The organism is Chryseobacterium shigense (genome assembly GCF_900156575.1).
Taxonomy (GTDB): domain Bacteria; phylum Bacteroidota; class Bacteroidia; order Flavobacteriales; family Weeksellaceae; genus Chryseobacterium; species Chryseobacterium shigense.
Genome location: NZ_FTNY01000001.1, coordinates 1,093,379 through 1,118,512 on the forward strand (window position 1 = coordinate 1,093,379; position 25,134 = coordinate 1,118,512).

Here is a 25,134-nt window from a genome sequence, read left to right on the forward strand (position 1 = left end):
CGTATTTTATGATTCATAAAAAATAATCAGCAACATTGAATCTATTATACATTTACATACCACAAAAACATAATAATTGCTAAACATATCAAATTTTGGAAAGATAATTGCTACTATTCATCGTATGAGCGAGCAGAATTATAAAAATCACAGGAAATTTTATCCTCCCCATCATTTCATTTACCTTCCGCTATTAATTGCGTTGGAAATTTATGGAATTTATAAAATCGGGAATGATCCTGAGCATCAACTGACGTGGATATTGTTTTCCATCGTGATATTTCTGCTTTTCTACCTGGCTTTTATGACAAGGCAGCATTATGCACTGGGACTGCAAAACCGAATGGTGATGCTTGAATTCAAACAACGCTATTTTGAGATTTTCGGACAGCGATCTGATGAGATTGCGGATCAGCTGAGATTTGACCAGATTGCTGCACTTAGGTTTGCTTATGATGATGAGTTCAGAGAACTTCTGAACAAAGCTATTAAAGAAAATTTGTCCGGAGATGAGATCAAACGCTCCATCAAGATCTGGAAAGCCGATAACCAAAGAGTTTAACAACACAAAAATATTAATATCATGAGAAAATTGACTTTATTCAGTTTGGCAATATTCACAATGCTGACCCTAACCAGTTGTGAAGCAATAGAAACTATTTTTAAGGCAGGAATGTGGTGGGGAATTATCCTGGTCGTTGCAGTGGTAGTAGTCCTCTTTCTGATCTTTTCTCGGGGTAAAAACTCTTAACCATTTTTTATGGAGAAGAATACAGATCTGGAAATCATTTCTCACCTGAAGCCTTCAAAAATTATCAAGATCATGAAGGATCCTGAAGCCTCCGCAAAGGCGGTACATCTTGTATATACCTCCGATGCGGAAACGGCCGGGATTACCCGTAAGAAAACAGGAAAAAAGTATTCTTACTACAAAAACGGTGAAAAGCTTAAGGATAAGGAAGAGATCACCAGGATCAATAAACTGGTCATCCCTCCTGCCTGGGAAAATGTATGGATATGTGCATTAGATAATGGGCATCTTCAGGCCACAGGTTTTGACGTAAAAAGCCGAAAGCAATACCGCTATCATCCGTTGTGGAGTGCTTTGAGAAATCATACTAAATTTTACAGAATGCTTCAGTTCGGCTATGCGCTGCCCGATATCAGGCTTCATGTGGAGCATGATCTTGCCATAAGAAATTTCGAGAAGAGAAAAATACTGGCATTGATTGTCAGTTTAATGCAGCGTACGAATATTCGTATTGGTAATAATGCCTATGAGAAATTGTATGGTTCCTTTGGTCTTACGACTTTAAAAGATAAGCATGTAAAAATTAACGGGCAAAAAATCTCTTTTTCATTTAAAGGGAAGAAAGGCGTTATGCACAATATAAAGCTTAAAAGCAGAAGACTTTCCAGGCTTGTGCAGAAGTGTAAAGATATTCCGGGAAAGGAGCTATTCCAGTATTTTGATGATGAAGGAAACCGCCATTCGGTAGACTCAGGAATGGTGAACGAGTATATCAAAGAAATAAGCGGAGAAGATTTTACGGCCAAAGATTTCAGAACCTGGTCCGGAACCGTGAGTGCTCTTATTGCTTTTAAGGAAATAGGATATGCAGAAAATGATGCACAGTATAAAAAGAAAGTGAAAGAAGCTCTGGAAATTGTTGCCGAACATCTTGGAAATACCAGTACGGTTTGCAGGAAATACTATGTGCATCCTCTGGTGATCAATCTCTACGAAAATAATACCATCAAAAAATACCTTGATGAGCTCGAACAGATCGAGGATAATGATGGAAAAGCCAGCCTGACACAAGAGGAAAAGCTGGTCCTGAAAATTCTGGAAAACGAGAAAATGTAGACAGGCAGACTGGAGGATGGTCGTTGATAAAGTAGAGAGCCGCTAAAATCTTACCTATATTCTATGTGGATTGATTGTATTCCCTTGTTATTGGAAGATGTACAATGTTGGTGCCCATCGTAAATATTTCTTTATCACTACTCTCCTTTTAACGACATCCTAACTGCAAAAGCAATGTCATTTTCTTATTATATACTAATAATATGAACGGGAGCAACTTCTTCAATTGTTTTCATCTCCATCACTTGTCCTTTTTCATCAAGCGAAATATCAAGGTTTCTCAATAAAAAAAAGGAAAATTTATCGACACATTTCTGATAAGGTGTAGTAATTCTGAACGGATGATAACCAACCGGCCTAATCATGGGCTCCTCCGTTTTCTTCATGATCTCGTAGGTACCTTTTATTAAACTTTTGCAGTGCTTCTGATTGATATTAATTCTGAAATTTTTGGCATCAACAAAATATAAAACATCAGGTTGAGCCTTGTTTTTATCAAATGAGAGCTGGATCTGGTCATAATTTTTAAGATCAAAATACCATTGAGATCCTTTCAGTTCATCATTTAAAAGTTCTTCTTTAGTCAATGAATATTCAAACTGCTTTTCCGGAGGAACTGGCGGTGGATTTTTCTTTTTATGTTGGGCAAGTACAGCCTGAGAAAAGCACAAAAAGAGGAACACTGTTTTTTTCATATGTAAAGTTTTTAATAAGCGATCTAATATACCAATTTATGTTAAATAATAGGATGAAATATTTGAATGAATTGTTCCTTTCAAAATGAAAACGTAAATTTGTATACCAACCTATTTATAATTTAAAATAATAGAACATAATATGTCAAAAGCAATTTCGCAAGTACCATTTGCAGTCAACGAACCGGTAAATTCTTATGTACCGGGATCTCCGGAAGTTAAAAGCCTTATCGCTACGTATAAAAAGATGTGGGCTGAGAAGATCGAAGTTCCTATGTTTATCAACGGAAAGGAAGTGAAAACTGATGAAAAAGTTCAGCTTCAGTCTCCTCAGGATCATGCTCATGATTTCGGGTTTTACTATAAAGGTACGATGCAGCATGTAGATGACGCCATCAACGCGGCATTGGCAGCTAAAAAAGCGTGGAACGAGCTGGGCTGGGAACACCGTGCAGCTATTTTCTTAAAGGCGGCTGATCTTTTGGCTGGACCTTATAGAGACGTGATCAACGCAGCTACGATGATCGGACAGTCTAAGAACGTGCACCAGGCTGAGATAGATGCAGCGTGTGAGTTTATCGATTTCTTGAGATTCAACGTAGAATTCATGACTGAAATGTACTCTGAGCAACCAGTTTCTGATGCTGGAATCTGGAACCGTGTAGAGTACAGACCATTGGAAGGTTTCTGTTTTGCAGTAACTCCATTTAACTTTACAGCGATTTCCGGAAACTTGCCAACTTGTATGGCTATGCTAGGTAATGTTGTAGTTTGGAAGCCTTCTGATAAGCAGGTTTATTCTGCGAAAGTAATCATGGATGTATTAATCGAAGCGGGTCTTCCTGCAGGGGTAATCAACATGGTGTTCACAGATGGAAAAGAAACTGCGGAGAAAGTATTGGCACATCCTGATTTTGCAGGTCTTCACTTCACAGGGTCTACGAAAGTATTCCAGGGAATGTGGAAAATGATCGGTGATAATATCCACAACTACAGAACATATCCGAGAATTGTTGGGGAAACAGGAGGAAAAGATTTCGTTATTGCTCACCCTTCTTCTAACGTGGAAGCAGTAGCTACTGCTTTGGTAAGAGGTTCTTTTGAATATCAGGGACAAAAATGTTCTGCGGCGTCAAGAGCTTATGTTCCTAAATCTCTTTGGGCTGATGTGAAAAAAGTAATGGAAACCCAGATCAATTCTATTAAAGTAGGTTCTCCGGAAGATCCATCTAACTTCGTGAATGCAGTAATTGATAAAAACTCTTTCGAAAAGTGTAAAGGGTATATCGACAGAGCGACTGCTTCCGGTGAGGCTGAAATCGCTATCGGTGGAAAAGTTGACGATTCTAAAGGATGGTTTGTACATCCAACAGTTATTGAAACGACCAATCCTCATTACGAAAGTATGGTAGAAGAGATTTTCGGACCTATCCTATCTGTTTATGTATATGAAGATCAGGATTGGAAAGAAACTTTACAATTAGTAGATTCTACGTCTCCGTATTCATTGACGGGTTCTGTATTCGCACAAGACCGTTACGCCATCAATGAAGCTTTCAAAGCTTTGGAAAATGCTTCAGGAAACTTCTACATCAATGACAAACCAACGGGTGCCGTTGTTGGGCAGCAGCCTTTTGGTGGTGGTAGAGCTTCCGGAACGAATGACAAAGCTGGTTCTAAAATGAACCTATTGAGATGGACGTCTGTAAGAAGTATCAAAGAAACGTTTGTTTCTCCAAAAGACTACAAATACCCATACCTGGGATAAGAATAATACGATATGAATTGTTCGTGATTAATAATGAGTCATCATCAGTAACGGACATTGAATAATCACAGGGCTTCGGAATTTTTATTCCGGAGCCCTTTTTATAAATCACTCCCAATAAACATTGAATAAGGATGACTATTATTTTAAACTGCAACCTCCTACCTACCATCTGCCACCTCCTCTAACACCTTTTAACAAACTTTACCTATGTTTTAATACTTCACACTACTATTTAGGAATAGTTATTGAACATTGACTCATAACACTAAAAATAAAATATTATGAAAAAGTTATTGTTAGCAGCCGTAGGTTTAGGGATAGTCGTTGTGAGCTGTGGAACTAAAGAATCTTCGATGTCATCGGGTAATACAGATTCTACGGCAGCAGTTAATGCCAAAACTGTAGCACCTGTAACGACAGACTCATCAAAGATGGTAGTAACAGATAGTGTGAGAGTGGATTCAGTTGCTGCTCCACGTCCGGCTAAATAATATAAACAGCTTATAATCTAAAAAATGGAAAATCTGCAGATGAAAGTTCTGCAGATTTTTTTTTATGGTCATCCAAAGAAAAAGTTTGACTTTCACAAGTTTCATTTAAAAAATGATGATTTCATTTTCTTTAGTATTGCATTAAAAATAAATTCTTCTTATAATATAGAGAGTACTTTCATAAAACTGTTAATATTTCTTTATATTTGATTGTATTAAACATTAAAATTAATTATTATGAAAAAATTGTGGATAGGAGTTGTTCTTGGGGTTATGGTTTTAGGAAGCTGTGCGCAGAACAAAGAGAAAAGAGAAGAATTCAAAAATGAACATGATAAAGATTCTCTGAGAAATCATATGGGAGATTCTGCTGTGGCCAATTCTGAACCTGCTCCAGCTTCTCATGATACTGTAAAAGTAAAATCAGACAGTCTCAAGACTAAATAAATAACAAATCCGCAGCTATCGCTGCGGATTTGCACTTAAAAAAACTTGACTGAAAAAAACCGGGCAATCAACCCCGATTGTATTATAAAACACTTCATTTCAGGGCTATTCTCCCAGATAGATAAAGGTATTGACGACCATATAGGCGGATCTGTTATCCATTGTGGCTCCCAAACCTCCCGTAGGAATGGTGGCAATTCCTGACAAGGAATGGATGTGCGCTCCGGAAGTAGCCGTATTCCCCATCATTCCAACTCCTCCCCATGAGGATGAGTCACTATTTCCCTGATAATGACCGGAGCCATTATTACCTACATTGGTACCCCCGAGAAGAAAACCTCCCTCATCTGAAGTATGGGTATGTGCTCCTGCGCTTTCCGCCGTTCCGCTTACCACCCCAATCAGATTAATATCCGGAAGATTCGAACGGGTAATTGTCATGTTGTTATTCCCGCCCTGACTTCCCAGTAGTTCGGCACCATTTCGTGTTTTCAGAACCCTATCTGCTGCATCCGGAAGACTTGTGGTGAAGCCTAAGCCAGCTGCAGAAGTCTGCGCAGATGATGGAAGAGAGGAAACGGATCTTCCATTAAGCAAATACCATCCATTATGATCTGAAGGCTGCATAGAATTTTTAATATCTCCTGCTGACTGGGGATTCAGTTTTCTGGGATCCCCCGGTAACATTCTCTGCCACATTTTCCCATCATAATAATAGAGTCCTGCGGCGGTAATATTGGCCGTTTTACTGCTGGGTACTCTTACCGCTGCCGAAGCATAAACAATAGTTCCCGCATGATTCTCTGTGTACTGGGAATCACCTGCCTTGATCTCTTCCCCTGAAAGCCTTGGGGGTAATACCCCTTCCGCTGTTGATCCGTCGGTTCTTTTCGCGACGATGTCCAGACTCGCAATTGGCATTGGGGTATTGATTCCTATCTGCGCTAAAGCAGCATTGGATAATACGGATGCCAACACGACTGTTAAAGTTGTCTTCATGTGTTTAATTTACTAGTTTAAAGTTTTCATGGTTTGTGTAAAATAATTGGCAGACATTTTACACCGTCTAGTAATTTTTAGTTTTAGTTTTGATCGCTGCTCTGCCTGATCAGGAATAAAGATTAAAAAAGTGAGTGACAAACTGCAGTGGGCTTATTCCTGTAAAGCTGCGCAAAGATATCGATGTGAATGTCTTACGTAAAACAATAGGTTATCAGTTTTCATGAAAATGAAAAGACAGAATACATTAAAACGATCCTGTTCCTAATTGTTTTCAGTAAAATGAACATTTTTATCTGATTGATTTTCAGCATCTAGGTATTTAATATATGCTGAGGGAGAAAAATCTGTCACCGCTTTAAAGACAGAAGCGAATTTACTGTGAGAAGAAAAACCGCATTCGTCTGCAAGGATGCTGATCTTGTACTGTCTGTACTTTTCGTCTTTGATCAGTTTATCAATGATATAGTTGATCCTTAAACGATTGACATAAGTTTTAACATCAGCACTTTTATGCTGATTGATTACATAAGAGAGATATTTTGTATTGGTATTAAGCTCTGCCGCAAGAAAAGACAATGACATATTCTTGTTATTATAAAGATCTCCCTTTTCGAATTCCTCAAGAAGTTCGAGTAATTTCGACTCTGTTTCAGAGGTCATGAGGGATTCATTTCTTTTTTTGTCGGGTCCTCCTGCTCTGTCATCTACTTCTTCTACAGAAATGTTTGAAAAATCGTCCTCCTCGGTTTTTACAGGTAAAGATTCACTGTGGGAACTGATCATTTGCAGCTGCGTTCTTATAATATTCCTGAATTTAGAGCGCTGTTTTTTCTGTTTTACTTTAAAAAAAGCAACAATTCCAAAGAGGGAAATCAGCAGTACAATGATAGCGGTATTTTTTACAATACTGATCTGTGTATTTTTTTTATTAGGTTTTGCTAAATTTTCAGGAGCTATGATTGCAAATTCGCGATTCCTGGCGGTAAGGCTGTCGTAAGCTTTTACATATTTTACGGCATACAGGGCGGCTTTAAAATTATCTCCCGTTCCTTCATAATAATCATTGATATTGGAATATACTGCTTTTTTCAGCTTAAGACTTCGGGAGCTGTCTGCCATATTCTCTGCTTTTTTAAGATAGATTTCGGCATCTTCCCAGTTTTTTTGTTTCAGACGGATGCCCCCCAGACCATTATAAACCAGACCAAGAACACAGCATTTTTCTTTAAGCATGGATTCTGCTTTCCGGTAATAATTTTCTGAAACAGCATAATCTTTAAGTCTAAAATAAATATCTCCAAGGATCTGGTAAGAAGCAGCTACAGCTCTGTCGTTCTCCTCTATCGTATCATCTTTACCAAAAGAGTTCAATGAAATTTTTATATACTTCACGGCATCCATATAACTTCCCTGCTCCATTTCGTAATAGGCCATTTCCTGATTCAGCAGTCCCAACATTTCAGCTTTTGTATGAGAATCAGTGATGTGTTTTGAAGCTTCTATCCCCTGTAATGTATATTTTTTTGACCTTTCATGAAGTCCCACCAGCCTATATTCTTTAGCCAGAAACTCATTGACCCGGGAAAACCATTCTGCATTGTCAATCTGATTGAGTAATGAGTGAGCATTCTCTGCGTAACAAATAGATTTTTTGAATTCGCCTGCAGCATGATAGAGATCCGCAGAAAGTAAGAGACTTTTGACTTTATCAAGGGGTATTTGTGCAGACCCATACAAAGAATCTGCTGTTTTCAGAGCTTTGGGAATATCTTTTGGAACCGACTGAATGGATGTTCTTTCACAGATCTGATCGAAACCATATTTTTTCTGAGCCCAGATGGGGACAGCAGTAATGAACAAAAACAAAAGTTTTAGCATACTTCTAGACATAAAAAAATAAATTATTATTTTTGATTTTATAATAATTCATCATTTTCACGGGGTGTCTTTTTGTTTTTTACAAAGTTACTACTATTTTATATTTTATTAAAATATTCTACTATCATTTAATTTTTTTAACTAAAAAAGCAATTATTATTTATTTTAATAATACAAAATCCCTAATTTTCACATTAAATAGATTTATTATCTATCGAAAATAAAATATCCGTAACTATTTTCTATTTGCCCCGACCTATATGCTTACATAATTATTACATTTGTAATCAATAAAAAGTTTTATGAAAAAATTAACCCTATTTTCTTCTTTATTTATAGGAGCTCTTGCTTTCGCACAGGGAATTAAATTTGAAGATAGCAATTTCGCAACCATACTCGCGAAAGCAAAAAAAGAGAATAAACTTGTATTTGTAGACGCTTATGCATCATGGTGCGGACCTTGTAAGCTGATGGTAAAAAATATTTTCCCACTGCAGACCGTTGGAGATTTTTACAATTCCCATTTCGTGAATGCCAAGATAGATATGGAAAAAGGAGAAGGAGTAGGACTTGCAAAGAAATACAATGTAAAAGCATTCCCTACCTACCTTTTTATCAATGGTGACGGAGAAGAAGTACACCGAACGTTAGGCTACGTAGAGGAAAAAGATTTTATTCAGTTTGCTAAAGATGCCGAAGATCCCAATAAAAGACTGACTGCCTTAAAGCAAAAATTTGAAAATGGAGAAAAAGACCCTGAATTTTTAAAAACTCTTGCAGGCCTTACCATTTATAATGATTCGGAGTTTGCAGGAAAAGTATTAGACCGGTATTTCCAGCAGAAGACAACTCTTGACCAGGAAGATGTAGAAATGCTTCTTTCGGGAACTCAGAGCACGGAAAGTCCTCTGTATAAAATATTTCAGGCAAAAAAAGCAGAGATCATCAAAATTTTCCCGGAAGATAAGTATGCAAAATTCGACAAGAATATCAAACTGAATACCGTTCTTAAAAAGGCTTACAACGCAGACACAAAAACCTGGAATGAGAATTATTTCCTTACAGAAAGTCAAAAATTCTTAACCAAAGAAGAATCTGAAAAGATTTTGAAAAGAGCAAAAGCCAACAGAGCTTTAAAGAATAAAGATATTCCTACTTATGAGAAGCTAACCCTGGAATTGTATGAAGATTATTCTGCCATGAGTTCTGAAGAATTAAACTCTTTAGCATGGAATTTTTTTGAAAACGTAAGCAGCAAAACGTCTCTTGAAAAAGCGGTAGCATGGGCTCAGGAATCTGTAAAGAAAAATGAAAATTATGCCAATACAGATACTTTAGCCAATCTTTACAGCAAGATAGGAGATAAAAAGAATGCGAAGATGTGGGCTGAAAAGTCTATTCAGCTTGCTAAAAGCAAAGGAGAAGATTCAACCGATACAGAGAAATTATTGAAGAGCCTTTAACGTAACGCTTCAATACCATAAAAAAGACCGCAGATGATTTCTGCGGTCTTTTCTATGAAAATATCTGTTAAATAATTATTTTAACCGTTTCACAGACATCTGGGTAACCGGTCCGGATCCTGTAGATCCACTGCTGAGATATCTGATCGTTGTACCAGCTCCGTCTGGCGCCACTCTGAATGAATATCGACCGGAAGCGAGCATAGGAATAGAGGTAATCAGTGTATAAGTCTGAAAATGTCCGGTTGGAGCAGTAAAATAATCATTGACCATCGCCACCCAGCTATTCGTAGTACTATCCCATATTCCTATAACAGGGCTTTTGCCATTATCCGTAGATAACTGTACATTCATGATCACCTCATAAATACCATCTGCTTTTACAGTAAACAAATTGGTTCTGGCACTTGAAAAATAGTTATTTTGATTGTCGATAATGACATTGGTCAAATTTTCTATAGTATACGTTCTATCCACTGAAGCTGATAATACATAGTCAGCAGTCATCTGTACTACAATTTCCTGAGCCACGATAAATTGTCCGTTCACAGCAATCACGGTACCTGTATCATTAGGAACACCAGCCAGGTTTTCCCAGGTAGGCACTGCGCCTGGCCCGTTGGATTTTAAAACCTGTCCTGCTCTTCCTGCAGAACCTGTCCTTATAGCATCCCCCCCTAAGTTCAATTCATTGGTAATCTGAAGTGAGCCATTGACATGGAGATTCTTTTGAGGTGTGGGAGTACTAATTCCCACTTGTGAGTATGTTAGTAAAGGAAGTAATAAGATTCCTAAAATTAAATTCTTTTTCATCATTGTGTTTTTAATTAATGTGCCCCCTAAAGCTCTGTATTTTGTAAAGATTACCAAAAAAAGAACAGCAGTGCATCTGAATTCTATGAAAATCTCTTTGACCATTATTTCAAACGTTTCAAAGATATTTGAGTAATCGGCCCGGCCCCTGTAATTCCGGTACTGACATACTTTACTACGGTACTAACTGTATTAGCCAACCTAAATGAATAGGTACTGGAAGCGGTCATAGGAATAGAGGTAATCAGTGTATAGGTTTGTAACCCTCCGGTCGGAGTGCTAAAATAATCATTGACACAAGCTACCCATCGGTTTGCTGTATCGTCCCATATCCCTATCACCGGAACCGACCCGTTATCAGTAGACAATTGTGCATTCATTTTAATCTGAAAAACACCATCTGCCGGTATCGTAAATGAGTTGCCTATAGAAGTTCCGGAATAACGGTTTTCATTGTCTATAATTTCATTTGTCAGGTTTCCAATAAAAAGGCCTGCATTACCGGCTGGAGGTACAGTATAATCAGCAGTGAGCTGTACGACAATTTCCTGGGCAATGATAAATTCTCCGTTCAATGCAATTACAGTTCCCGTAGCATTAGGAACGCCGGCCACATTTTGCCAGGTTGGAGCTAAGCCGGGGCCATTGGATTTTAAAACCTGTCCTGGTGTTCCGGCAGAACCTGCTGTTCTGGCATCACCCCCTACGTTCAACTCATTGGTAATCTGGAGTGAGCCATTGACATGTAAATTTTTCCGAGGTGTCCGTGTATTAATTCCCACTTGTGAATAGGCTAATACAGGAAGCAATACTACTCCTAAAATTAAATTCTTTTTCATCATTGTGTTTTTTAATCATTTGATCTTTACAGATCTGTATTTTGTAAACGCTTTTGAACAATAATCGTCAAAAGCTTTTTCCATTGGTTACAATCTTACTAAGAGTTATCTTAACCGTTTAACAGATATCTGAGTAATTGGTCCGGAACCCGTAGCTCCACTGCTGAGATATTTAATTGTAGTATTAGCAGCCTGACGGTTAGCTATTCTAAAAGAATAGGTATGGGAAGCCAGCATTGGAATAGAAGTAAGCAGCGTGTATGTTTGCAAATTTCCGCTGGGGGCCGTAAAATCGTCATTGACACGGGCCACCCATTTATTTTCGGAATCGTCCCAGATTCCGATGACCGGTCTATTTCCATTATTTGTTGTTAACTGCATATTCATATCCACCTGATAGACTCCATCAGCAGATATTGTAAATGAGTTGGTGATATCGTTTCCCGAATAACGGTTTTCGTTGTCTACAATTTCTTGAGTCAGATTTCCAATAAAATATGTTGAATTTCCGGTATTAGGTATTGAAAAATCAGCAGTGAGCTGTACAACAATTTCCTGAGCAACGATAAATTGTCCATTGACGACAATCACTGTTCCGGTAGCATTGGGAACACCAGCAAGATTTTCCCAGGTTGGTGCTGTACCAGGACCGCCAGATTTTAAGACCTGACCTGTTGTTCCCGCACTGCCTGCTGTTTTAGCGTCCCCTCCGACATTTAATTCATTGGTGATCTGGAGTGAACCATTGACATGTAAACTCTTTTGTGGTGTTGGTGTATTAATTCCTACTTGAGAATAGGCGAATACAGGAAGTACTAATACTCCTAAAATTAAATTCTTTTTCATCATTGTGTTTTTGATTTATCTATAATCTCTTCCATCGGATTAAGATTTGCAGATTTTTTCAAAAAAAATACCAAACCGTATAGATTTTTTTCTATAAAAAATACAACAAACTCATTTATAGAATTATAGTCAATAAAATAAATATATTATCAATTCTCCATTTTTTCAACCTGCGGCTGTACCGTTTATAGTGGTGATAAGTTGTTAAATTCAGATTAAAATCTTCTCAGAAAGATGGGTTATAGTAAGATTTTATCATTTATGCAGTACAAAAGTACTAAAATTTAATCATCCCTAACTGTACACAAAAAAACTTAAAAATAATTCTCTTATTATTGAATAATTTATAATATTTACAAAAAAAAGGAGCTGCCTCAATTTGAGGCAGCTCCTTTCTTATTTCTGTTCAGAAATTAATATTGAAACAATACACTTCCCCAGGTAAATCCGCTTCCAAAAGCTGAAAGAAGCACCAAATCTCCTCTCTTTATTTTCCCTTCTTCAATGGCTTCGCTTAAAGCGATAGGAATAGAGGCAGCGGTTGTATTTCCGTATCTCTGAATATTGTTGTGAATCTTCTCATCCGGAAGTCCGAATTTCTGCTGTACAAACTGGGCAATTCTAAGATTAGCCTGATGAGGAATGAACATATCCAGATCTTCGATGGTTTTTCCGGCTTTATCCAAGGCTTCCTGCATCGTTTCCGGGAATCTTGTCACCGCATGTTTGAATACAAAGTTTCCATTCATGATCGGATACACCTCTTTATTGGTCACATTCTCCGGTTCTTTTCTCATTCTGTCGCTCCATCCGAATTTAGAACCCGGGAATTGCGTACATAGCTCATCTGCATATTTCCCTTCGGAATGCATATTGACAGATAAAATGTCTCCTGCATTTTCATCTTCCGTCGCAGACAGGATGATGGCTCCTGCCCCATCTCCAAAAATCACAGAAACCCCTCTTCCTTCATCAGAAAAATCAAGTCCGAAAGAATGAATCTCCGCTCCTACCACAAGAATATTTTTATAGGTTCCTGATTTGATAAAAGCATTGGCAACGCTCATGGCATAAACAAATCCAGAACACTGATTTCGTACATCCAAAGCACCAATAGTATCACACCCCAGCATATCCTGAAGCAAAACACCACAACCCGGAAAATAGTAGTCCGGAGAAAGGGTGGCGAATACAATATAATCTATATCTTTAGCGGTGAGTCCCGCTTTTTCGAGCGCTTTTTCAGAGGCTTTAAATGCCAGGTAAGCCGTCGTTTCCTGAGAATCGTTTCTGTTTTGTCTGTGTCTCCTTTCTTTGATGCCCGTTCTTTCCGTAATCCATTCATCATTGGTGGTCATCAGCTTCGCTAAATCATCATTCGTAACAACATGATCCGGAACATAAAATCCTATTCCTTTTATTGTACTTTTAATCATATAGTTTTTTTAATTTTGGCAAAGATAAAATTATTTAACCCATAGTTTTTTAAAATAGTAGTATTTTTATCATATGCCAATCGATACGATATACAGAGACTCCCTATGTGAATGGGTAGATGTAGAGGCTCCCACAGCGGAGGACCTGAAATTTCTTCACGAAAGATATGAGATCAACAACCTTCTTCTGGAAGATACCATGGATCCGAATCACCTTCCTAAATACGAAGAGGACGGCAACGTAAAGTTTTTCCTGCTCCGAGAAAGTACAGAACTGGAACGAAAAAACCTCAACACCATAAGCGATATCAGCACGAAGATCGGAATTTTCCTGCTGGATAATACCATCATCACAATCCACAGAATGAAAACGAAAAGCATTCTGGAGACCAAGAAACAGATTTCTGCCATGAAAACAGAAGTTTCTTCGTCAAAAATTGCTTTAATGATGGCACTCCTGATTATGAGAAGTTTTGATGATGAATCATTAAGCCTTTTGGAAACAATGGATAATATTGAAAACGAAATTTTCCTTAAAAATACCAACCATACTAACCAGATCAGAAGGTTATATAAATTAAAAAGAAAATCAGGCCTCAATTCACGGGTATTGACGATTTCAACGGACGCGGTAGATAAGTTTAAACTTTTGAATCTTCAGGATTCAGAGATCGTGGATTTAAAAGATAAACATAAAGATGTTGTTGCGGATTTTGATCATTTAAATATTCAGATTACCAACCTTATTTCCATGTTCCTGGCGCTTTCAGACCAAAAAGCTAACCAGGTTATGAAAGTTTTGGCTATCTATTCGGTGTATTTCCTCCCGATTACTTTTATTGCCGGGCTTTACGGAATGAATTTCGACAATATGCCTGAACTGCATCACAAATACGGATATTTTATAACAGTAGGGGTTATGGCTGTGGTGGTGATCTGCACTTTTATTTATGCAAGACGTAAGCAGTGGTAACGGTCTGTTAAAAAGGGGCAAATACTTAAGTTATTATAAAAGATTTGTTGCTAACTTTAAATCGAATTTGGGATTCATTCTCAAGGTTCGTAGTGAGTTTAGCAATAAATTAATAATTAAAAAACTTGGTACCCTTTCGTTTGACTAAAAGCACCAACACCCAACTGCCCATGAAAACTGACATTCTAAACAAAATTCTTGAGGAAAATGTGCTTTCCCGTGAGTCCAAAGAGAAACTCAGTGCTTTGCATGAAAATATTTCGTCCAGGGAGTTTTCTGATTTGCTGGATGCGCAGGGAAATCAATATGTAGAGTTTGTTCAGGAAGGAGGCGGTGTCTGGGGAAGTGCTTTGGTAGGGTATCTTTATGGTCTGGAAGTATTCGGAGTTCGTTTTCTTAAAGTGGCAGGAACGAGTGCCGGCGCTATTAATACAATGTTGATTGCAGCCTGTAAAACCAAAGAGGAAGCTAAAAGTGAAGTGATCAAGGATATCCTTTTCAGCTGGAATTTCGCCGATTTCATGGATGGAAAAACTTATGTGAAAACTACGATTCATGCGATTCTGAACAATAAGGATTTTTTTAAAATCAATGCTATTATTTTAGCGGTCATCATGGTGATTCTGGTCATTATCCCTTTCGTAGCAAAGCCGGAAACTACGCTTAATGCTAAACTTCTTTTCCTGATTCCTTTAATTCCTGTCATTATTGCCTTTTTCTGTATTAAAAAGTTTTATAATGATTTTAAAAAACAGAACAGCGGATTCAATCCGGGAAATGCTTTTTTAGAGACCATGCAAAGTGTTTTAGATGGTTTCGGGATCAAAACGGTGGCTCAGCTTAATGAAAAATTTATTCAGAAGGAACATGACCTTCATCTCAATTATCGCTACGGGAATACGGGAGAATATTATACCATTGCGCTAAAAAGTATTGAAGCGATCAAAGCTAAAAACCTGGAACATATTGACCAGACCCGCTACAGGATCTTCTATGAAAGTGCGGTGAACAATGACTATTATAAAAACAATCCGTTTTACCAGCTTCGTTCGGAATACATCGTCATTACGACCGATATTAATGCTAAAATCAAAGTAGAACTGCCTACGATGGCTAATCTGTACTGGTCTGAAGAAGAACTGAAACATGCCAGTCCAGCCGAATTTGTAAGAGCGTCGATGTCTGTCCCGTTCTTTTTTGAACCTTTCCGGAAAATGATCAATAAGGATGACAGCTCGGTAAAATATGCCTGGAAATTCTGGATGAACACCAAACCCGAAGACATTTATCCTTCCGGACTTTTCATTGACGGTGGAAGTATTTCTAACTTTCCGATCGATATTTTTCATGCCAGCGACGTATTTTATCCCAGAATGCCTCTTTTTGGAGTGCAGCTCACCAGCGACTCTGATATTCTGTCTGAAAAAGGAAAAACCAGTGAAGAGATTCTTAAAACTCCTTTTTCTTATGCGGGAAATATCATCAGTACTTTAAAAGGTTTTAATGACAAATCATTTTTAACGAAACATAGCTTTTACCGTCTTTACAGTATTCAGAGTGTTAATTGCGGAACGAGCAGCTGGTTGAATTTCTTTATGAAAAGAGATGAAAAAGAGGATCTCTTCAACAGGGGATTCCAGGCCGCCCTGGATTTCCTGAATCAATTCGACTGGGAAAAATACAAATATGAACGGATGATGCTTTCGATGAAGGAGAAAAAGATCCTGAAAGAAGCAGATACGCCTACGGTGGGATAAGGAATTTTAAGTATTTTAGATTTAAAGTGAGAATCTTTATAAAAGAGATAAACCGAAGATTAAAAATGCAGATTACAAGAAATAACGAGCGTCGAAATGGATAGACTAAAAAAATCTTAAAAGTTAGAACGGCCATATCTATAGACATGACCGTTATCTGTCTACAATGAATCCAAAAACTCAAGGTACATCGGAACACTTCTTTCAATCCATTCTTCGGAAGGATCATTTTCTATTCCGTAATAAACAAAAGGTTCTTTGTACTCTGCTTTGATATAGTCAAAAGTCAGTTCATAAGGGCGAAAAAGCTCATTCATGGTATATTTGTATTTTCCTGATGCACGGTATCCCTCTTCATCAATTCCGGCAGTGACCGCCAGTGACATTTTCTTCCCTCCTGCTTTGTATCCGCTCTTACTTCCATAAGCCCAACCGTAAAGAAGGACCTCATCAAACCATTTTTTCAAAAGTGGCGGACTGCTGAACCAGTAGAACGGGAACTGAAAGACAATGCTGTCATAAGATTCTATTAACTGCTGCTCTTTTGCAATGTCTATTTTTTCATCCGGATAGGCTTCGTATAAGTTATGAACCTTATATTTTTCAGGATATTTATTTAATTCTTCGATCCATCTTTTATTGATCACCGATTTTTCGATATCAGGGTGGATGATTATGATTAATGTTTTCATTTTCCGTTTATATTTCTTCAGCAAAAATAATAGATGTAACTTACATTTCAGATGTTAGTACCCAATTGTATGGTACTATAAAAAATGTAAGTAATGACTAAAATAAAGGAAACATCAACCAATTTTGCCAATAAGAAAGCACTTTCCGACGAATGTCCTGAGATCTACGCATCCAACACGATCGGTGGACAATGGGCACTCGCCATCTGCTGTTACCTGATCGATGGAAAGCTACGATTTGGAGAGCTTAGGAAAAAGCTGAACAACATCACAGAACGGATGCTCACCCTACAACTTCGAAGGCTGGAAAAAGACCGGATCATTACCAGAAAGGTCTATGCCGAAGTGCCTCCCCGTGTAGAATATGAATTGACAGAAATAGGCTATAAACTTAAACCCATCATTCTGGAATTTGAAAAATGGGGAATAGAGCATAAGGCCATGATGACTCAAAAACAGGAGGTTGATGGACTAAAAAAATCATAAAAATTTCACCCCAATAATTCTCTGAAATCCCCTGTATTCAATAGAATATCGTTATTTCAACCGCAATTCCCCTCCCACGGAGGGGTGGCAGATCAGAGATCTTACGGGGTGGTCAGCAATGAACAAACGCGTGAAATTTTCACCAAACTAATAAACATAAAACCAATTATTCATGGTCACACTAGATTTTCTGAAAACTATTTTATTTTCCCATGCTTCGAGAAATAATCCCCGTGCCAATTATTTTTATGAATTTGATATCGTGGTCTTTGATCATTCAACAGATGCATCAGATTTCATGAGAGCCTATTTTGCTTTAAAAGACAATAAAGAATTGACTGTAAGATCAATAACCGAATCTGAATTCAGGGAAATCATCTACACCTGGTTCTTTGGCCGCGAACGTTCAAAGAACAGCAATCGGGATCCTTCAGAAAACTTAGAAGAAGTGAACAGCTTTTATCATTCTTTGAAAGAATTGACTAAAGAAAAGAAGATTTTTCATTTTCAAAATGTTAATAAGGGCCGTTATGAATATCAGTTGGGCATAGCTTTTGATTATTTCTACGTTGAAGGCGAGGAAAATAATTTCCTTATTTATTTTAATGCTCAGGGCTAATATTTAGTAAATTTAATCTGTCTTAACCATCAAAAACTACTTTATGAAAAACTTAGCGTTTTTATTCAGTTTGTCCATATTCCTTTTCTTCGGAGTTAACGCCAACGCACAAAAAATTTCTGACGGCCAAACCGTTGAAGTCAATGGGATGAGTGTTACTTTTAATATTTTAAACAAGGAAAGCATTGAAGCAGGCGGAAAGCCTTATGACCGCTATAAAGTGTCAGCCTCTGTAAAAAATACCTCAGACAAAGCCTATAACATCAGATTGTCTTCTTACCCGCAGATCGTGAGTAATATCGGACTTGTAGAACTGGACTGCATCAATGCAACCGGCGCCAAGCTGACTTCCAAAAAGATTGAACTCAAAATGAAAGTCCAGATGATCAACGTGACGTACTCAGCCTATGACAAATCAGGAAAATTTGTTTCCAGTACTATTCCTGTAACAGGAAGCTATTATTTTGATTCTGGAGACACCATCAGCGACCATGCTATTTTTATCGTTCCGCAAGGGCAGGCTCCTGATGTCACCGTGAGAAGTTTAAAATAATCCAAAACTATAAAATTGAAATAAAAACCTCCAAAATTGGAGGTTTTATACTTTTTCCCACATGGGTTTATGTTTCAAAACTTCTTTATAGACCGGGCAGTTTTCATCATGGCATCCCTTTAAAAATCCAATGCTCATCAGAAATTCATTGACAATTTCTCCCCCTGTGAATTTGAATGTTTTTTTGAATATCTTCATCCATTCCTGTAATGTTTTCGGATGATGATGTTCCAGCCATTTTTCAAATGAACCGAATTCTCTTTGGAGTTCGATAATGGTTTTTGCGTTTTCTATCGCGGCGTTTACTTTTAATTTATTTCTGATTATTCCGGGATCACCCAAAAGTCGTTCACGGTCTTCTTCTGTGTAAGCTGCTACTCTTTGAATATTAAAGTTGTCATAGGCTTTTCTGAAACTTTCTTCTTTCTTTAAAATCGTTTCCCAGCTCAGACCTGCCTGGTTGATCTCCATAATCAATCTTCCGAACAATTCATCATCATCATGAATCGGAAATCCGTAATGATGATCGTGATAATTTTTGTGAAGTTCTTTTCTGCTTTCCGGTTGCATTCCTGCTATGGCTGAACAATAACTCATTTTAGTATATTTTCTGTTTTGGTTAAAAATTTTCCTAAGGCATCTTTGATATCAATCCCGGTCCGGTCTGCTAAGATCATCAGCCACCAGATATTTTCGCCTAATTTATGTTCAAGTTCTTCTCCGGAGTTTGATTTTGTCCATGTTTTTTCATGTGACATTATATTTCGTCCCAGCAAACCTGCATCCGTAAGATAAGCTAATGCGTCCTGTTCTAAAGTCCACTCTTTACCATTCTGCTGAATTTCCAGCTGATGATACTTTTCTCTGATCTCCAGAGAACGTCTGATAATTTCATCCAGGTGATTTTGATCCATTATTTTTGTTGTTTTAATTGTCGAAGTGAATACTTCAAACGATAAAGATAATACAGGATTGTGACAACTGTTCGTCAGTAGCGTTTAATTTTTAAATTTTATAATCTGTAGTTTTCCTAAATAGTGTAATTTAGGGGTCTTAAAATAATCTATGAAACCTTTTCTATCGTTCTGTTTTGTCCTGATGTTTATTTCCTTTAATGCCCAGAAGATCTATTCAAAAGCGTACGGTAATCCAAAAGATGCTCCTTTGATTTTCATTCATGGCGGACCCAGCGGAAATGCTACATTATTTGAAGGGACTACAGCCCAAAAACTTGCGGATAAAGGATTTTATGTTATTGTCTACGACAGACGCGGAGAAGGAAGATCTAAAGATGAAAATGCTTCCATGACTTTTAAAGAAAGTTTTAATGACCTCAACCAAATCTATGCAGCGTATGGAATTAAGAAGGCCAATATTCTGGCCCACAGTTTTGGAGGAATTATCGGAACTTTATTTACCAGACAATTTCCTGAAAAGGTAAGTTCACTAACCCTGGCAGGCGCTTTATTTACCCAGCAGGAAACCTATGACCACATTTTAAAACAGGCTAAAGAGAAATTCAGAAACGATGCTTCGAAACTTAATGAGATTCATGAGATCGAAAAATTAAGCAAGAACTCTGCTGCTTACCGAAAAAGGAGCTATGAAACAGCCAGCGAAATGAGTTTCTTTTCGATGCCCTCCCCGACTCCTGAAAGCAAGCAATTGAGAAAAGAATATGAAGACAGTGAATTTTATACCACGAACTTCAGAAATGCAGAATCACCACTGAAATTTTATAAAAACGAACCTCAAAACAATCTTGACAATACTTCTGTATTAAAAGAAATAAAAAAAAGAGGAATCCCGATTTTTGCGGTCTATGGAAAAGACGATGGAATATTCTCCACAAAACAGCTGAATGATATGAAGAATATAGCCGGAAAAAATCATTTTAAACTTATCGACAATTGTTCTCACTACCTTTTTGTTGACCAGCAGGATGAATTTTTGCAATTCATCAGTTTAAATCTAAAATAAAATGTAGTTTTGTAAAAATGCCAGCACCAGAAATCCATATCAGACATTTCAAAGCAATCATATTGATGCTTGTCCTGGCGTTTTCATTATCACCATGTTCTCTGAAAAGAGATCTTCTTGATATTTTTGACATTCAATATGTCAGTGCCTTAAATAAAGTAAAGACAACAACTTCGGTTCAAACCTATACTTGTGATAGTGTAACTGAAAGCTCTTCAAACACAAGTTCTGTGTCAAAGAGTATCTTAAAATTCAAGGATAAAAGATTATTCACTTCTTTAAATGCTGGAGCATATCCACGGGAAACGAATATCATTTCTCAGAATAATTATTCCGGACATTCTACCGAAAACAGTCCTCCGAAATACATCTTGTTTAAAAGATTAAAATTACATTTGGTTTAGGTTTTATCTGAATCGACTGTAATACAAACTATCTTTTAATACCAATTATTTCAATGAAAAATACATTAGACAGCCGGTCTTACGATCTGGCCGGACTCTATACATTATCGCTCCGTCTTGTGATCGGGTGGACCTACTTTTCAGCTTTCTGGCGAAGGCTTGTTCTGGAAAATAAATTAACTCCTGACGAAGCCGGCTATATCGGTGAAAAATTCAATCATTTCCTGCCCAATGCTCTCGGAATAAAACCGATTATTGAGTACCTGGTCACTCACCCCGATGCCTTGGAAACTTCAATGATTACCTTTACCATCATTGAGGCTATTGTAGGACTCTTCATTATACTGGGGCTTTTTACCCGACTGATGAGCGTAGGAATTTTTGGTCTTGCAATGGGAATTCTACTGGGTTCCGGCTGGATCGGAACAACATGTCTTGATGAATGGCAAATCGGTGTTTTAGGAATTGCCGGTGGATTTGTTTTGTTCCTTACCGGCAGCGGAAATTTTTCTCTGGATCATTATTTTATTAAGACCAATAAAAAATTCTCTCAAAAAAAGTGGTTTCTATGGCTGGGATCGGGTGTCCTTCCTTTGCCCAATCCAAAAATCCTTGTACTGGCAGGTTCTGTGTTTATTTTCGGAATTACACTGTATACCAACCAATATTTCCATGGTGGAGTATGGGGAACGCTGCACAATAAATCTGTAAAACCTAAGATTGAAATTTCCAATGTTTTGCTTACCCAATCGGATGTGACATTTGAAGTCTACAGGACACAGGGTGCGGATGTGTATGGTTCTTTCCTTATCGGTATTGATCTTCTGGACAAGAACGGAACTATTTTAAAAGCATTGGATTTAAAGGATCTTTCAAAATTTCCGAAAGAAAATATCCGGAATCATTATGTGGCTAAAGTACAACCTGGAAAACACAGTTTGATTATTCCTCTTGGAGCAAAAGCCGATCTGACCGTCAATCTCAATGATATTCTTATAAAGGGAGAAGTTCATACGATCAGACTTACTGACATCAGTGGGATTGAATGGACGGCAGAAATACAATAAAAACTTAAACCATTAAGAATAATTAATTGGTTAAGAATAGTAAGCTTTTAGATGCTTCAACTTCTATCAGCATGAGATTGCTTATTCTAACATTAAATTTTAATTGTAAAGATCATACAATGAAAGCTTAAAAAGATCTTAGCTTAATGAAAAGATCTGGCTTTATAGGCAAGTACTGGTCACAAAAAAACCTCCGGAAATTCCGGAGGTTTTGTATTGATTTAAATAAAATTTAGTGTACACCACTTAAATCTATTTTTTCTTTGCTTTTTCGTTCTTTTACCAATAAGATAAACGGAATACAAATTAAGAAGGCAATTCCTAAATAAAGGAAAACATCCATATAAGATAATACTGTTGCCTGCTTGGTAACGGTAAGATCCATCATTTTATAAGCTGCATTCATGGCTGCATCGGGAGTCATCCCTTTCGCCATAAAGCTTGCTTTCAGCCCATTCAGTCTCTGCTGAACATCAAAATCATTGGAATCTAAATGAGATATCAAATTGACTCTGTATTTCTGGCTTGCATTGGCTATAAATGTGGTGATGGCTGCGATCCCGAAAGATCCTCCCAACTGTCTCATCATTCCTGTAAATGCTGCTCCCTGGCCAATTTCCTGACCTTTCAAGGTGCTTAATGATAATGAAGTAATAGGAATAAATAACAATCCCAATCCGGCTCCTCTTACCATCAGCATCCAGAAGAATGCTTCTTTACCGGTATCCGGAGTTAGAATTTTATATCCCCAGAAACTATAAACGAAGAAGGTAAATAATCCTAAAGATACCAGGATCTGTTGTTTTACTCCTTTTGAAAGCAACTTCCCAATGATCGGCATCATGAAAGCAGTCGTTAATGCTGCGGGAATCATTAATGCTCCGGATTCTAAGGCCGTCCACCCTAAAATACTCTGGGTATACAACGGAACGATAAATGTAGAACCATATAAACCAAATCCTAATACAAAGGACATGACGGTTCCAATCCTTAAATTACTGTTTTTCAAAACTCTTAGCTCCACAATCGGATACTTGAAAGTAAGTTCTCTCCAGAGGAATAATATAAATCCTAAAACGGCTGATACCGTAAACAGGACAATCCAGCCACTGGCAAACCAATCTTCTTCATGTCCTCTTTCTAAGATATACTGTAATGAACCTACAGTAACTGCCAACAGAGCGATTCCTAACCAGTCTACATCTGAAGCTTTTCGTTTCTCGGCATATTTCGGACTCTTGATAAACTGTAATGTCATTAAAGTGGCCGCAATCCCGATAGGAATATTGATATAGAAAATATAAGGCCAGCTGAAATTATCTACAATATATCCTCCTAACGGCGGACCCAAAGTAGGACCAATAATTACTCCCAAACCATAAATAGCCTGAGCCATACTTCTTTTTTCAACAGGATAGGATTCCGTGATGATGGTTTGCGAGGTTACCAGTAAGGCTCCCCCACCAATTCCCTGACACAGTCTGAAAAATACCAGCTCCCAGATATTATCTGCATTACCGCATAAAAAAGAAAATACGGTAAAAATGATAATAGAAGCTGCAAAGTAATTTCTTCGTCCAAACTGTTGGGAAAGCCAGCTTGTCATGGGTACAATAATGACGTTACCAATGGCATATGCGGTGATCACCCATCCCACTTCAGAAAGTGTGGAACCCAGGTTACCTTTCATCTCGTTCAGGGCAACGTTCACAATCGTGGAATCCACAATTTCCAGCAAAGCACAAAGAATAGCTGTGATCGTAATGATCACTCTTCGGGCTCCATATTCTACTAATGAATCTTGCATAGTTTTTTACGATGTAAAAAGGTGAATTGTCAATGGTTAATCAACTTCATTTGTCAATTTTCAATCTCATGTAATCTTCAGCAATTGACTTGCATCAGCAAAATTGACAATTCACTTATTTCACAGTTTTAATATTATTTAAGCGAAACTTCAGCTTTCACATTCATTCCTGTTCTCAGTTTTTTAGCAACGTTCGGATCCAGTTTTACAAAGTCTATTTTAACAGGAAGTCTTTGTACTACTTTTACGAAGTTACCACTCGCGTTGTCCGGAGGAAGGATAGAGAATGTAGATCCTGTAGCCGGAGAGAATGAACTTACCACTCCGTCAAATTCTCTATCAGGGAAAGCATCAATCTCGATTTTCACTTTCTGACCTTCTACCATTTTATCAACCTGAGTTTCTTTAAAGTTGGCGATCACCCATTTCTGGTCGTTCTTCACTAAACTGAACAGCTGAGATCCTGCCTGTAAGTATTGTCCTGCCTGGATAGGAACTTTTCCAACAAATCCATCTTCAGGAGCCAGGATAATGGTATAAGAAAGATTAAGTCTTGCATTTTCCACATCCACTTCTCTCTGTTTAGCAACGGAACCGGCAACGCTGATCTGCTGAGAACTTGCAGCAGTCTGAGAAGAGGCTACATTCGTTTGCTGAGCAATCTGATTTCTCTGATCAACTAAAACCTGTAATTGTCTGTCTGCAGATTGTTTCGCAGCCAAAGCCTGCTCATATTGTTGTTCTGTAATAGAGTGATCTTTTACCAGAATAGAATATCTTTTCAGATCCTGATTGGTCTTCCAAACGTTTACTTTTGCTGCTTCTATTTGTGCATTGGCCGTTGTCACCGCTGCTTCTGAAGTATTGATACTCTTAGAAGTTGCTGTTGTACTTGCCTGCGCGTTTGAAATATTGCTTTTTGCTGTAGCTAAGGCCGCTTCTGCCTGTACCAAAGCCATTTTTTGATCTCTGTTATCCAGAATAACCAGAGTATCCCCTTTCTTTACAAACTGATTATCTTTTACTTTAATCTGGGTTACATATCCTGAAACTCTGGAGATGACAGGACTCATGTTGGAAGCTATCTGAGCATCATCCGTTTCTTCATGAATCTGTCCGTAAGAATATGTTCTGTAACCGTAAATTCCTCCTACCACAATGACAACCGCTAAAATGATTGGGAACACTAAACTTTTTTTCTTTTTAGGTTCAATTGCTGGTGTATTATTATTTTCCATTTTGGGTCTT

At 37.7% G+C, this 25,134-nt stretch carries 27 protein-coding genes; 15 read left to right on the top strand and 12 right to left on the bottom strand.

Features of this window, described 5'->3' with window-relative positions; all coding sequences use genetic code 11:
- The first annotated feature begins 124 nt into the window (after positions 1-124).
- From BW964_RS04845 to BW964_RS04855, 3 genes are read left to right on the top strand one after another with little or no spacing between them, the layout of a single operon-like run.
- Positions 125-562: a DUF6526 family protein gene (locus tag BW964_RS04845; protein WP_076505140.1), complete on the top strand. Its 438-nt coding sequence runs from the start codon at positions 125-127 to the stop codon at positions 560-562.
- Positions 563-583: 21 nt separating this feature from the next.
- A complete protein-coding gene (locus tag BW964_RS04850) occupies positions 584-751 on the top strand; it encodes a phosphatidate cytidylyltransferase (protein ID WP_073332811.1) in 168 nt (55 codons plus the stop codon).
- A gap of 9 nt (positions 752-760) precedes the next feature.
- Positions 761-1,867, top strand: coding sequence for a DNA topoisomerase IB (locus BW964_RS04855; RefSeq protein WP_076505142.1), 1,107 nt, complete (start codon positions 761-763; stop codon positions 1,865-1,867).
- A gap of 188 nt (positions 1,868-2,055) precedes the next feature.
- Here the strand turns inward: BW964_RS04855 and BW964_RS04860 are convergent, their stop codons facing one another.
- A complete protein-coding gene (locus tag BW964_RS04860) occupies positions 2,056-2,562 on the bottom strand; it encodes a hypothetical protein (RefSeq protein ID WP_076505144.1) in 507 nt (168 codons plus the stop codon).
- 142 nt (positions 2,563-2,704) lie between these two features.
- On the opposite strand from BW964_RS04860, the gene pruA reads away from it, so the two are divergent.
- The 3 genes from pruA to BW964_RS04880 all read left to right on the top strand — a co-directional run bounded on the left by pruA (position 2,705) and on the right by BW964_RS04880 (position 5,271).
- Entirely contained in the window at positions 2,705-4,330 is a 1,626-nt protein-coding gene (pruA, locus tag BW964_RS04865) for an L-glutamate gamma-semialdehyde dehydrogenase (protein WP_076505145.1), read from the top strand.
- 284 nt (positions 4,331-4,614) lie between these two features.
- Complete coding sequence (locus tag BW964_RS04870) at positions 4,615-4,824, top strand: hypothetical protein (RefSeq protein WP_076505147.1); 210 nt, start codon at positions 4,615-4,617, stop codon at positions 4,822-4,824.
- A 237-nt stretch (positions 4,825-5,061) separates the two neighbouring features.
- Positions 5,062-5,271 (top strand): hypothetical protein, encoded by a 210-nt coding sequence (locus BW964_RS04880; RefSeq protein ID WP_076505150.1) that lies wholly within the window; start codon positions 5,062-5,064, stop codon positions 5,269-5,271.
- 105 nt (positions 5,272-5,376) lie between these two features.
- On the opposite strand, the gene BW964_RS04885 is transcribed toward BW964_RS04880, so the two are convergent.
- Both BW964_RS04885 and BW964_RS04890 read right to left on the bottom strand, forming a co-directional pair.
- Positions 5,377-6,270 carry a hypothetical protein gene (locus BW964_RS04885; protein WP_076505152.1) on the bottom strand — a complete coding sequence of 298 codons (894 nt, stop codon included), beginning with the start codon at positions 6,268-6,270 and terminating at the stop codon, positions 5,377-5,379.
- 264 nt (positions 6,271-6,534) lie between these two features.
- Positions 6,535-8,163, bottom strand: coding sequence for a helix-turn-helix domain-containing protein (locus BW964_RS04890; protein WP_084175623.1), 1,629 nt, complete (start codon positions 8,161-8,163; stop codon positions 6,535-6,537).
- 290 nt (positions 8,164-8,453) lie between these two features.
- On the opposite strand from BW964_RS04890, the gene BW964_RS04895 reads away from it, so the two are divergent.
- Entirely contained in the window at positions 8,454-9,614 is a 1,161-nt protein-coding gene (locus BW964_RS04895; protein ID WP_076505156.1) for a thioredoxin family protein, read from the top strand.
- 75 nt (positions 9,615-9,689) lie between these two features.
- Here BW964_RS04895 and BW964_RS04900 read toward each other — a convergent pair whose 3' ends face one another.
- The 4 genes from BW964_RS04900 to BW964_RS04915 form a co-directional block, all read right to left on the bottom strand.
- A complete protein-coding gene (locus BW964_RS04900) occupies positions 9,690-10,427 on the bottom strand; it encodes a hypothetical protein (protein WP_123912028.1) in 738 nt (245 codons plus the stop codon).
- A gap of 104 nt (positions 10,428-10,531) precedes the next feature.
- Positions 10,532-11,266: a hypothetical protein gene (locus BW964_RS04905; RefSeq protein ID WP_123912027.1), complete on the bottom strand. Its 735-nt coding sequence runs from the start codon at positions 11,264-11,266 to the stop codon at positions 10,532-10,534.
- A gap of 105 nt (positions 11,267-11,371) precedes the next feature.
- The gene (locus tag BW964_RS04910; protein ID WP_123912026.1) at positions 11,372-12,112 is read right to left on the bottom strand and encodes a hypothetical protein; all 741 of its coding nucleotides are present in this window, start codon (positions 12,110-12,112) and stop codon (positions 11,372-11,374) included.
- Positions 12,113-12,525: 413 nt separating this feature from the next.
- Positions 12,526-13,548 (bottom strand): 3-oxoacyl-ACP synthase III family protein, encoded by a 1,023-nt coding sequence (locus BW964_RS04915; RefSeq protein WP_076505167.1) that lies wholly within the window; start codon positions 13,546-13,548, stop codon positions 12,526-12,528.
- 73 nt (positions 13,549-13,621) lie between these two features.
- On the opposite strand from BW964_RS04915, the gene BW964_RS04920 reads away from it, so the two are divergent.
- Positions 13,622-14,521 carry a magnesium transporter CorA family protein gene (locus BW964_RS04920; RefSeq protein ID WP_076505169.1) on the top strand — a complete coding sequence of 300 codons (900 nt, stop codon included), beginning with the start codon at positions 13,622-13,624 and terminating at the stop codon, positions 14,519-14,521.
- Positions 14,522-14,691: 170 nt separating this feature from the next.
- Positions 14,692-16,278, top strand: a complete 1,587-nt coding sequence (locus BW964_RS04925; protein ID WP_076505171.1) for a patatin-like phospholipase family protein — start codon at positions 14,692-14,694, stop codon at positions 16,276-16,278.
- A 161-nt stretch (positions 16,279-16,439) separates the two neighbouring features.
- Here the strand turns inward: BW964_RS04925 and BW964_RS04930 are convergent, their stop codons facing one another.
- Positions 16,440-16,970, bottom strand: a complete 531-nt coding sequence (locus tag BW964_RS04930; protein WP_076505173.1) for an NAD(P)H-dependent oxidoreductase — start codon at positions 16,968-16,970, stop codon at positions 16,440-16,442.
- Between the two features lie 93 nt (positions 16,971-17,063).
- On the opposite strand from BW964_RS04930, the gene BW964_RS04935 reads away from it, so the two are divergent.
- From BW964_RS04935 to BW964_RS04945, 3 genes are all read left to right on the top strand, one after another.
- Positions 17,064-17,456 carry a winged helix-turn-helix transcriptional regulator gene (locus BW964_RS04935; protein WP_076505175.1) on the top strand — a complete coding sequence of 131 codons (393 nt, stop codon included), beginning with the start codon at positions 17,064-17,066 and terminating at the stop codon, positions 17,454-17,456.
- Between the two features lie 172 nt (positions 17,457-17,628).
- Complete coding sequence (locus BW964_RS04940; RefSeq protein WP_076505176.1) at positions 17,629-18,075, top strand: hypothetical protein; 447 nt, start codon at positions 17,629-17,631, stop codon at positions 18,073-18,075.
- Between the two features lie 43 nt (positions 18,076-18,118).
- Positions 18,119-18,628 (top strand): hypothetical protein, encoded by a 510-nt coding sequence (locus BW964_RS04945; protein ID WP_076505178.1) that lies wholly within the window; start codon positions 18,119-18,121, stop codon positions 18,626-18,628.
- Between the two features lie 45 nt (positions 18,629-18,673).
- On the opposite strand, the gene BW964_RS04950 is transcribed toward BW964_RS04945, so the two are convergent.
- Positions 18,674-19,225: a DNA-3-methyladenine glycosylase I gene (locus BW964_RS04950; protein ID WP_076505179.1), complete on the bottom strand. Its 552-nt coding sequence runs from the start codon at positions 19,223-19,225 to the stop codon at positions 18,674-18,676.
- Positions 19,222-19,542 carry a nucleoside triphosphate pyrophosphohydrolase family protein gene (locus BW964_RS04955; RefSeq protein WP_076505181.1) on the bottom strand — a complete coding sequence of 107 codons (321 nt, stop codon included), beginning with the start codon at positions 19,540-19,542 and terminating at the stop codon, positions 19,222-19,224. Before BW964_RS04955 ends, BW964_RS04950 begins: the two co-directional genes overlap by 4 nt.
- A 151-nt stretch (positions 19,543-19,693) precedes the next feature.
- Here BW964_RS04955 and BW964_RS04960 point away from each other — a divergent pair, with 151 nt between their 5' ends.
- The 3 genes from BW964_RS04960 to BW964_RS04970 are packed head-to-tail and all read left to right on the top strand — an operon-like array spanning position 19,694 to position 22,079.
- The gene (locus BW964_RS04960; RefSeq protein WP_076505182.1) at positions 19,694-20,608 is read left to right on the top strand and encodes an alpha/beta fold hydrolase; all 915 of its coding nucleotides are present in this window, start codon (positions 19,694-19,696) and stop codon (positions 20,606-20,608) included.
- Positions 20,609-20,625: 17 nt separating this feature from the next.
- Entirely contained in the window at positions 20,626-21,012 is a 387-nt protein-coding gene (locus BW964_RS04965; RefSeq protein WP_076505184.1) for a hypothetical protein, read from the top strand.
- Between the two features lie 53 nt (positions 21,013-21,065).
- On the top strand, positions 21,066-22,079 hold the full coding sequence (locus BW964_RS04970) for a TQO small subunit DoxD (RefSeq protein ID WP_076505185.1): 1,014 nt from the start codon (positions 21,066-21,068) through the stop codon (positions 22,077-22,079).
- Between the two features lie 232 nt (positions 22,080-22,311).
- On the opposite strand, the gene BW964_RS04975 is transcribed toward BW964_RS04970, so the two are convergent.
- Both BW964_RS04975 and BW964_RS04980 read right to left on the bottom strand, forming a co-directional pair.
- The gene (locus BW964_RS04975; RefSeq protein ID WP_076505187.1) at positions 22,312-23,886 is read right to left on the bottom strand and encodes a DHA2 family efflux MFS transporter permease subunit; all 1,575 of its coding nucleotides are present in this window, start codon (positions 23,884-23,886) and stop codon (positions 22,312-22,314) included.
- A 134-nt stretch (positions 23,887-24,020) separates the two neighbouring features.
- On the bottom strand, positions 24,021-25,124 hold the full coding sequence (locus BW964_RS04980; protein WP_076505189.1) for an HlyD family secretion protein: 1,104 nt from the start codon (positions 25,122-25,124) through the stop codon (positions 24,021-24,023).
- Positions 25,125-25,134 lie beyond the last annotated feature (10 nt).

Excerpts from the sequence above, each read along its gene's own strand:
- BW964_RS04845 (WP_076505140.1), top strand. The coding sequence starts at position 125 with ATGAGCGAGCAGAATTATAAAAATCACAGGAAATTTTATCCTCCCCAT.
- BW964_RS04850 (WP_073332811.1), top strand. The coding sequence starts at position 584 with ATGAGAAAATTGACTTTATTCAGTTTGGCAATATTCACAATGCTGACC.
- BW964_RS04855 (WP_076505142.1), top strand. The coding sequence starts at position 761 with ATGGAGAAGAATACAGATCTGGAAATCATTTCTCACCTGAAGCCTTCA.
- BW964_RS04860 (WP_076505144.1), bottom strand. The coding sequence starts at position 2,562 with ATGAAAAAAACAGTGTTCCTCTTTTTGTGCTTTTCTCAGGCTGTACTT.
- pruA (WP_076505145.1), top strand. The coding sequence starts at position 2,705 with ATGTCAAAAGCAATTTCGCAAGTACCATTTGCAGTCAACGAACCGGTA.
- BW964_RS04870 (WP_076505147.1), top strand. The coding sequence starts at position 4,615 with ATGAAAAAGTTATTGTTAGCAGCCGTAGGTTTAGGGATAGTCGTTGTG.
- BW964_RS04880 (WP_076505150.1), top strand. The coding sequence starts at position 5,062 with ATGAAAAAATTGTGGATAGGAGTTGTTCTTGGGGTTATGGTTTTAGGA.
- BW964_RS04885 (WP_076505152.1), bottom strand. The coding sequence starts at position 6,270 with ATGAAGACAACTTTAACAGTCGTGTTGGCATCCGTATTATCCAATGCT.
- BW964_RS04890 (WP_084175623.1), bottom strand. The coding sequence starts at position 8,163 with ATGTCTAGAAGTATGCTAAAACTTTTGTTTTTGTTCATTACTGCTGTC.
- BW964_RS04895 (WP_076505156.1), top strand. The coding sequence starts at position 8,454 with ATGAAAAAATTAACCCTATTTTCTTCTTTATTTATAGGAGCTCTTGCT.
- BW964_RS04900 (WP_123912028.1), bottom strand. The coding sequence starts at position 10,427 with ATGAAAAAGAATTTAATTTTAGGAATCTTATTACTTCCTTTACTAACA.
- BW964_RS04905 (WP_123912027.1), bottom strand. The coding sequence starts at position 11,266 with ATGAAAAAGAATTTAATTTTAGGAGTAGTATTGCTTCCTGTATTAGCC.
- BW964_RS04910 (WP_123912026.1), bottom strand. The coding sequence starts at position 12,112 with ATGAAAAAGAATTTAATTTTAGGAGTATTAGTACTTCCTGTATTCGCC.
- BW964_RS04915 (WP_076505167.1), bottom strand. The coding sequence starts at position 13,548 with ATGATTAAAAGTACAATAAAAGGAATAGGATTTTATGTTCCGGATCAT.
- BW964_RS04920 (WP_076505169.1), top strand. The coding sequence starts at position 13,622 with ATGCCAATCGATACGATATACAGAGACTCCCTATGTGAATGGGTAGAT.
- BW964_RS04925 (WP_076505171.1), top strand. The coding sequence starts at position 14,692 with ATGAAAACTGACATTCTAAACAAAATTCTTGAGGAAAATGTGCTTTCC.
- BW964_RS04930 (WP_076505173.1), bottom strand. The coding sequence starts at position 16,970 with ATGAAAACATTAATCATAATCATCCACCCTGATATCGAAAAATCGGTG.
- BW964_RS04935 (WP_076505175.1), top strand. The coding sequence starts at position 17,064 with ATGACTAAAATAAAGGAAACATCAACCAATTTTGCCAATAAGAAAGCA.
- BW964_RS04940 (WP_076505176.1), top strand. The coding sequence starts at position 17,629 with ATGGTCACACTAGATTTTCTGAAAACTATTTTATTTTCCCATGCTTCG.
- BW964_RS04945 (WP_076505178.1), top strand. The coding sequence starts at position 18,119 with ATGAAAAACTTAGCGTTTTTATTCAGTTTGTCCATATTCCTTTTCTTC.
- BW964_RS04950 (WP_076505179.1), bottom strand. The coding sequence starts at position 19,225 with ATGAGTTATTGTTCAGCCATAGCAGGAATGCAACCGGAAAGCAGAAAA.
- BW964_RS04955 (WP_076505181.1), bottom strand. The coding sequence starts at position 19,542 with ATGGATCAAAATCACCTGGATGAAATTATCAGACGTTCTCTGGAGATC.
- BW964_RS04960 (WP_076505182.1), top strand. The coding sequence starts at position 19,694 with ATGAAACCTTTTCTATCGTTCTGTTTTGTCCTGATGTTTATTTCCTTT.
- BW964_RS04965 (WP_076505184.1), top strand. The coding sequence starts at position 20,626 with ATGCCAGCACCAGAAATCCATATCAGACATTTCAAAGCAATCATATTG.
- BW964_RS04970 (WP_076505185.1), top strand. The coding sequence starts at position 21,066 with ATGAAAAATACATTAGACAGCCGGTCTTACGATCTGGCCGGACTCTAT.
- BW964_RS04975 (WP_076505187.1), bottom strand. The coding sequence starts at position 23,886 with ATGCAAGATTCATTAGTAGAATATGGAGCCCGAAGAGTGATCATTACG.
- BW964_RS04980 (WP_076505189.1), bottom strand. The coding sequence starts at position 25,124 with ATGGAAAATAATAATACACCAGCAATTGAACCTAAAAAGAAAAAAAGT.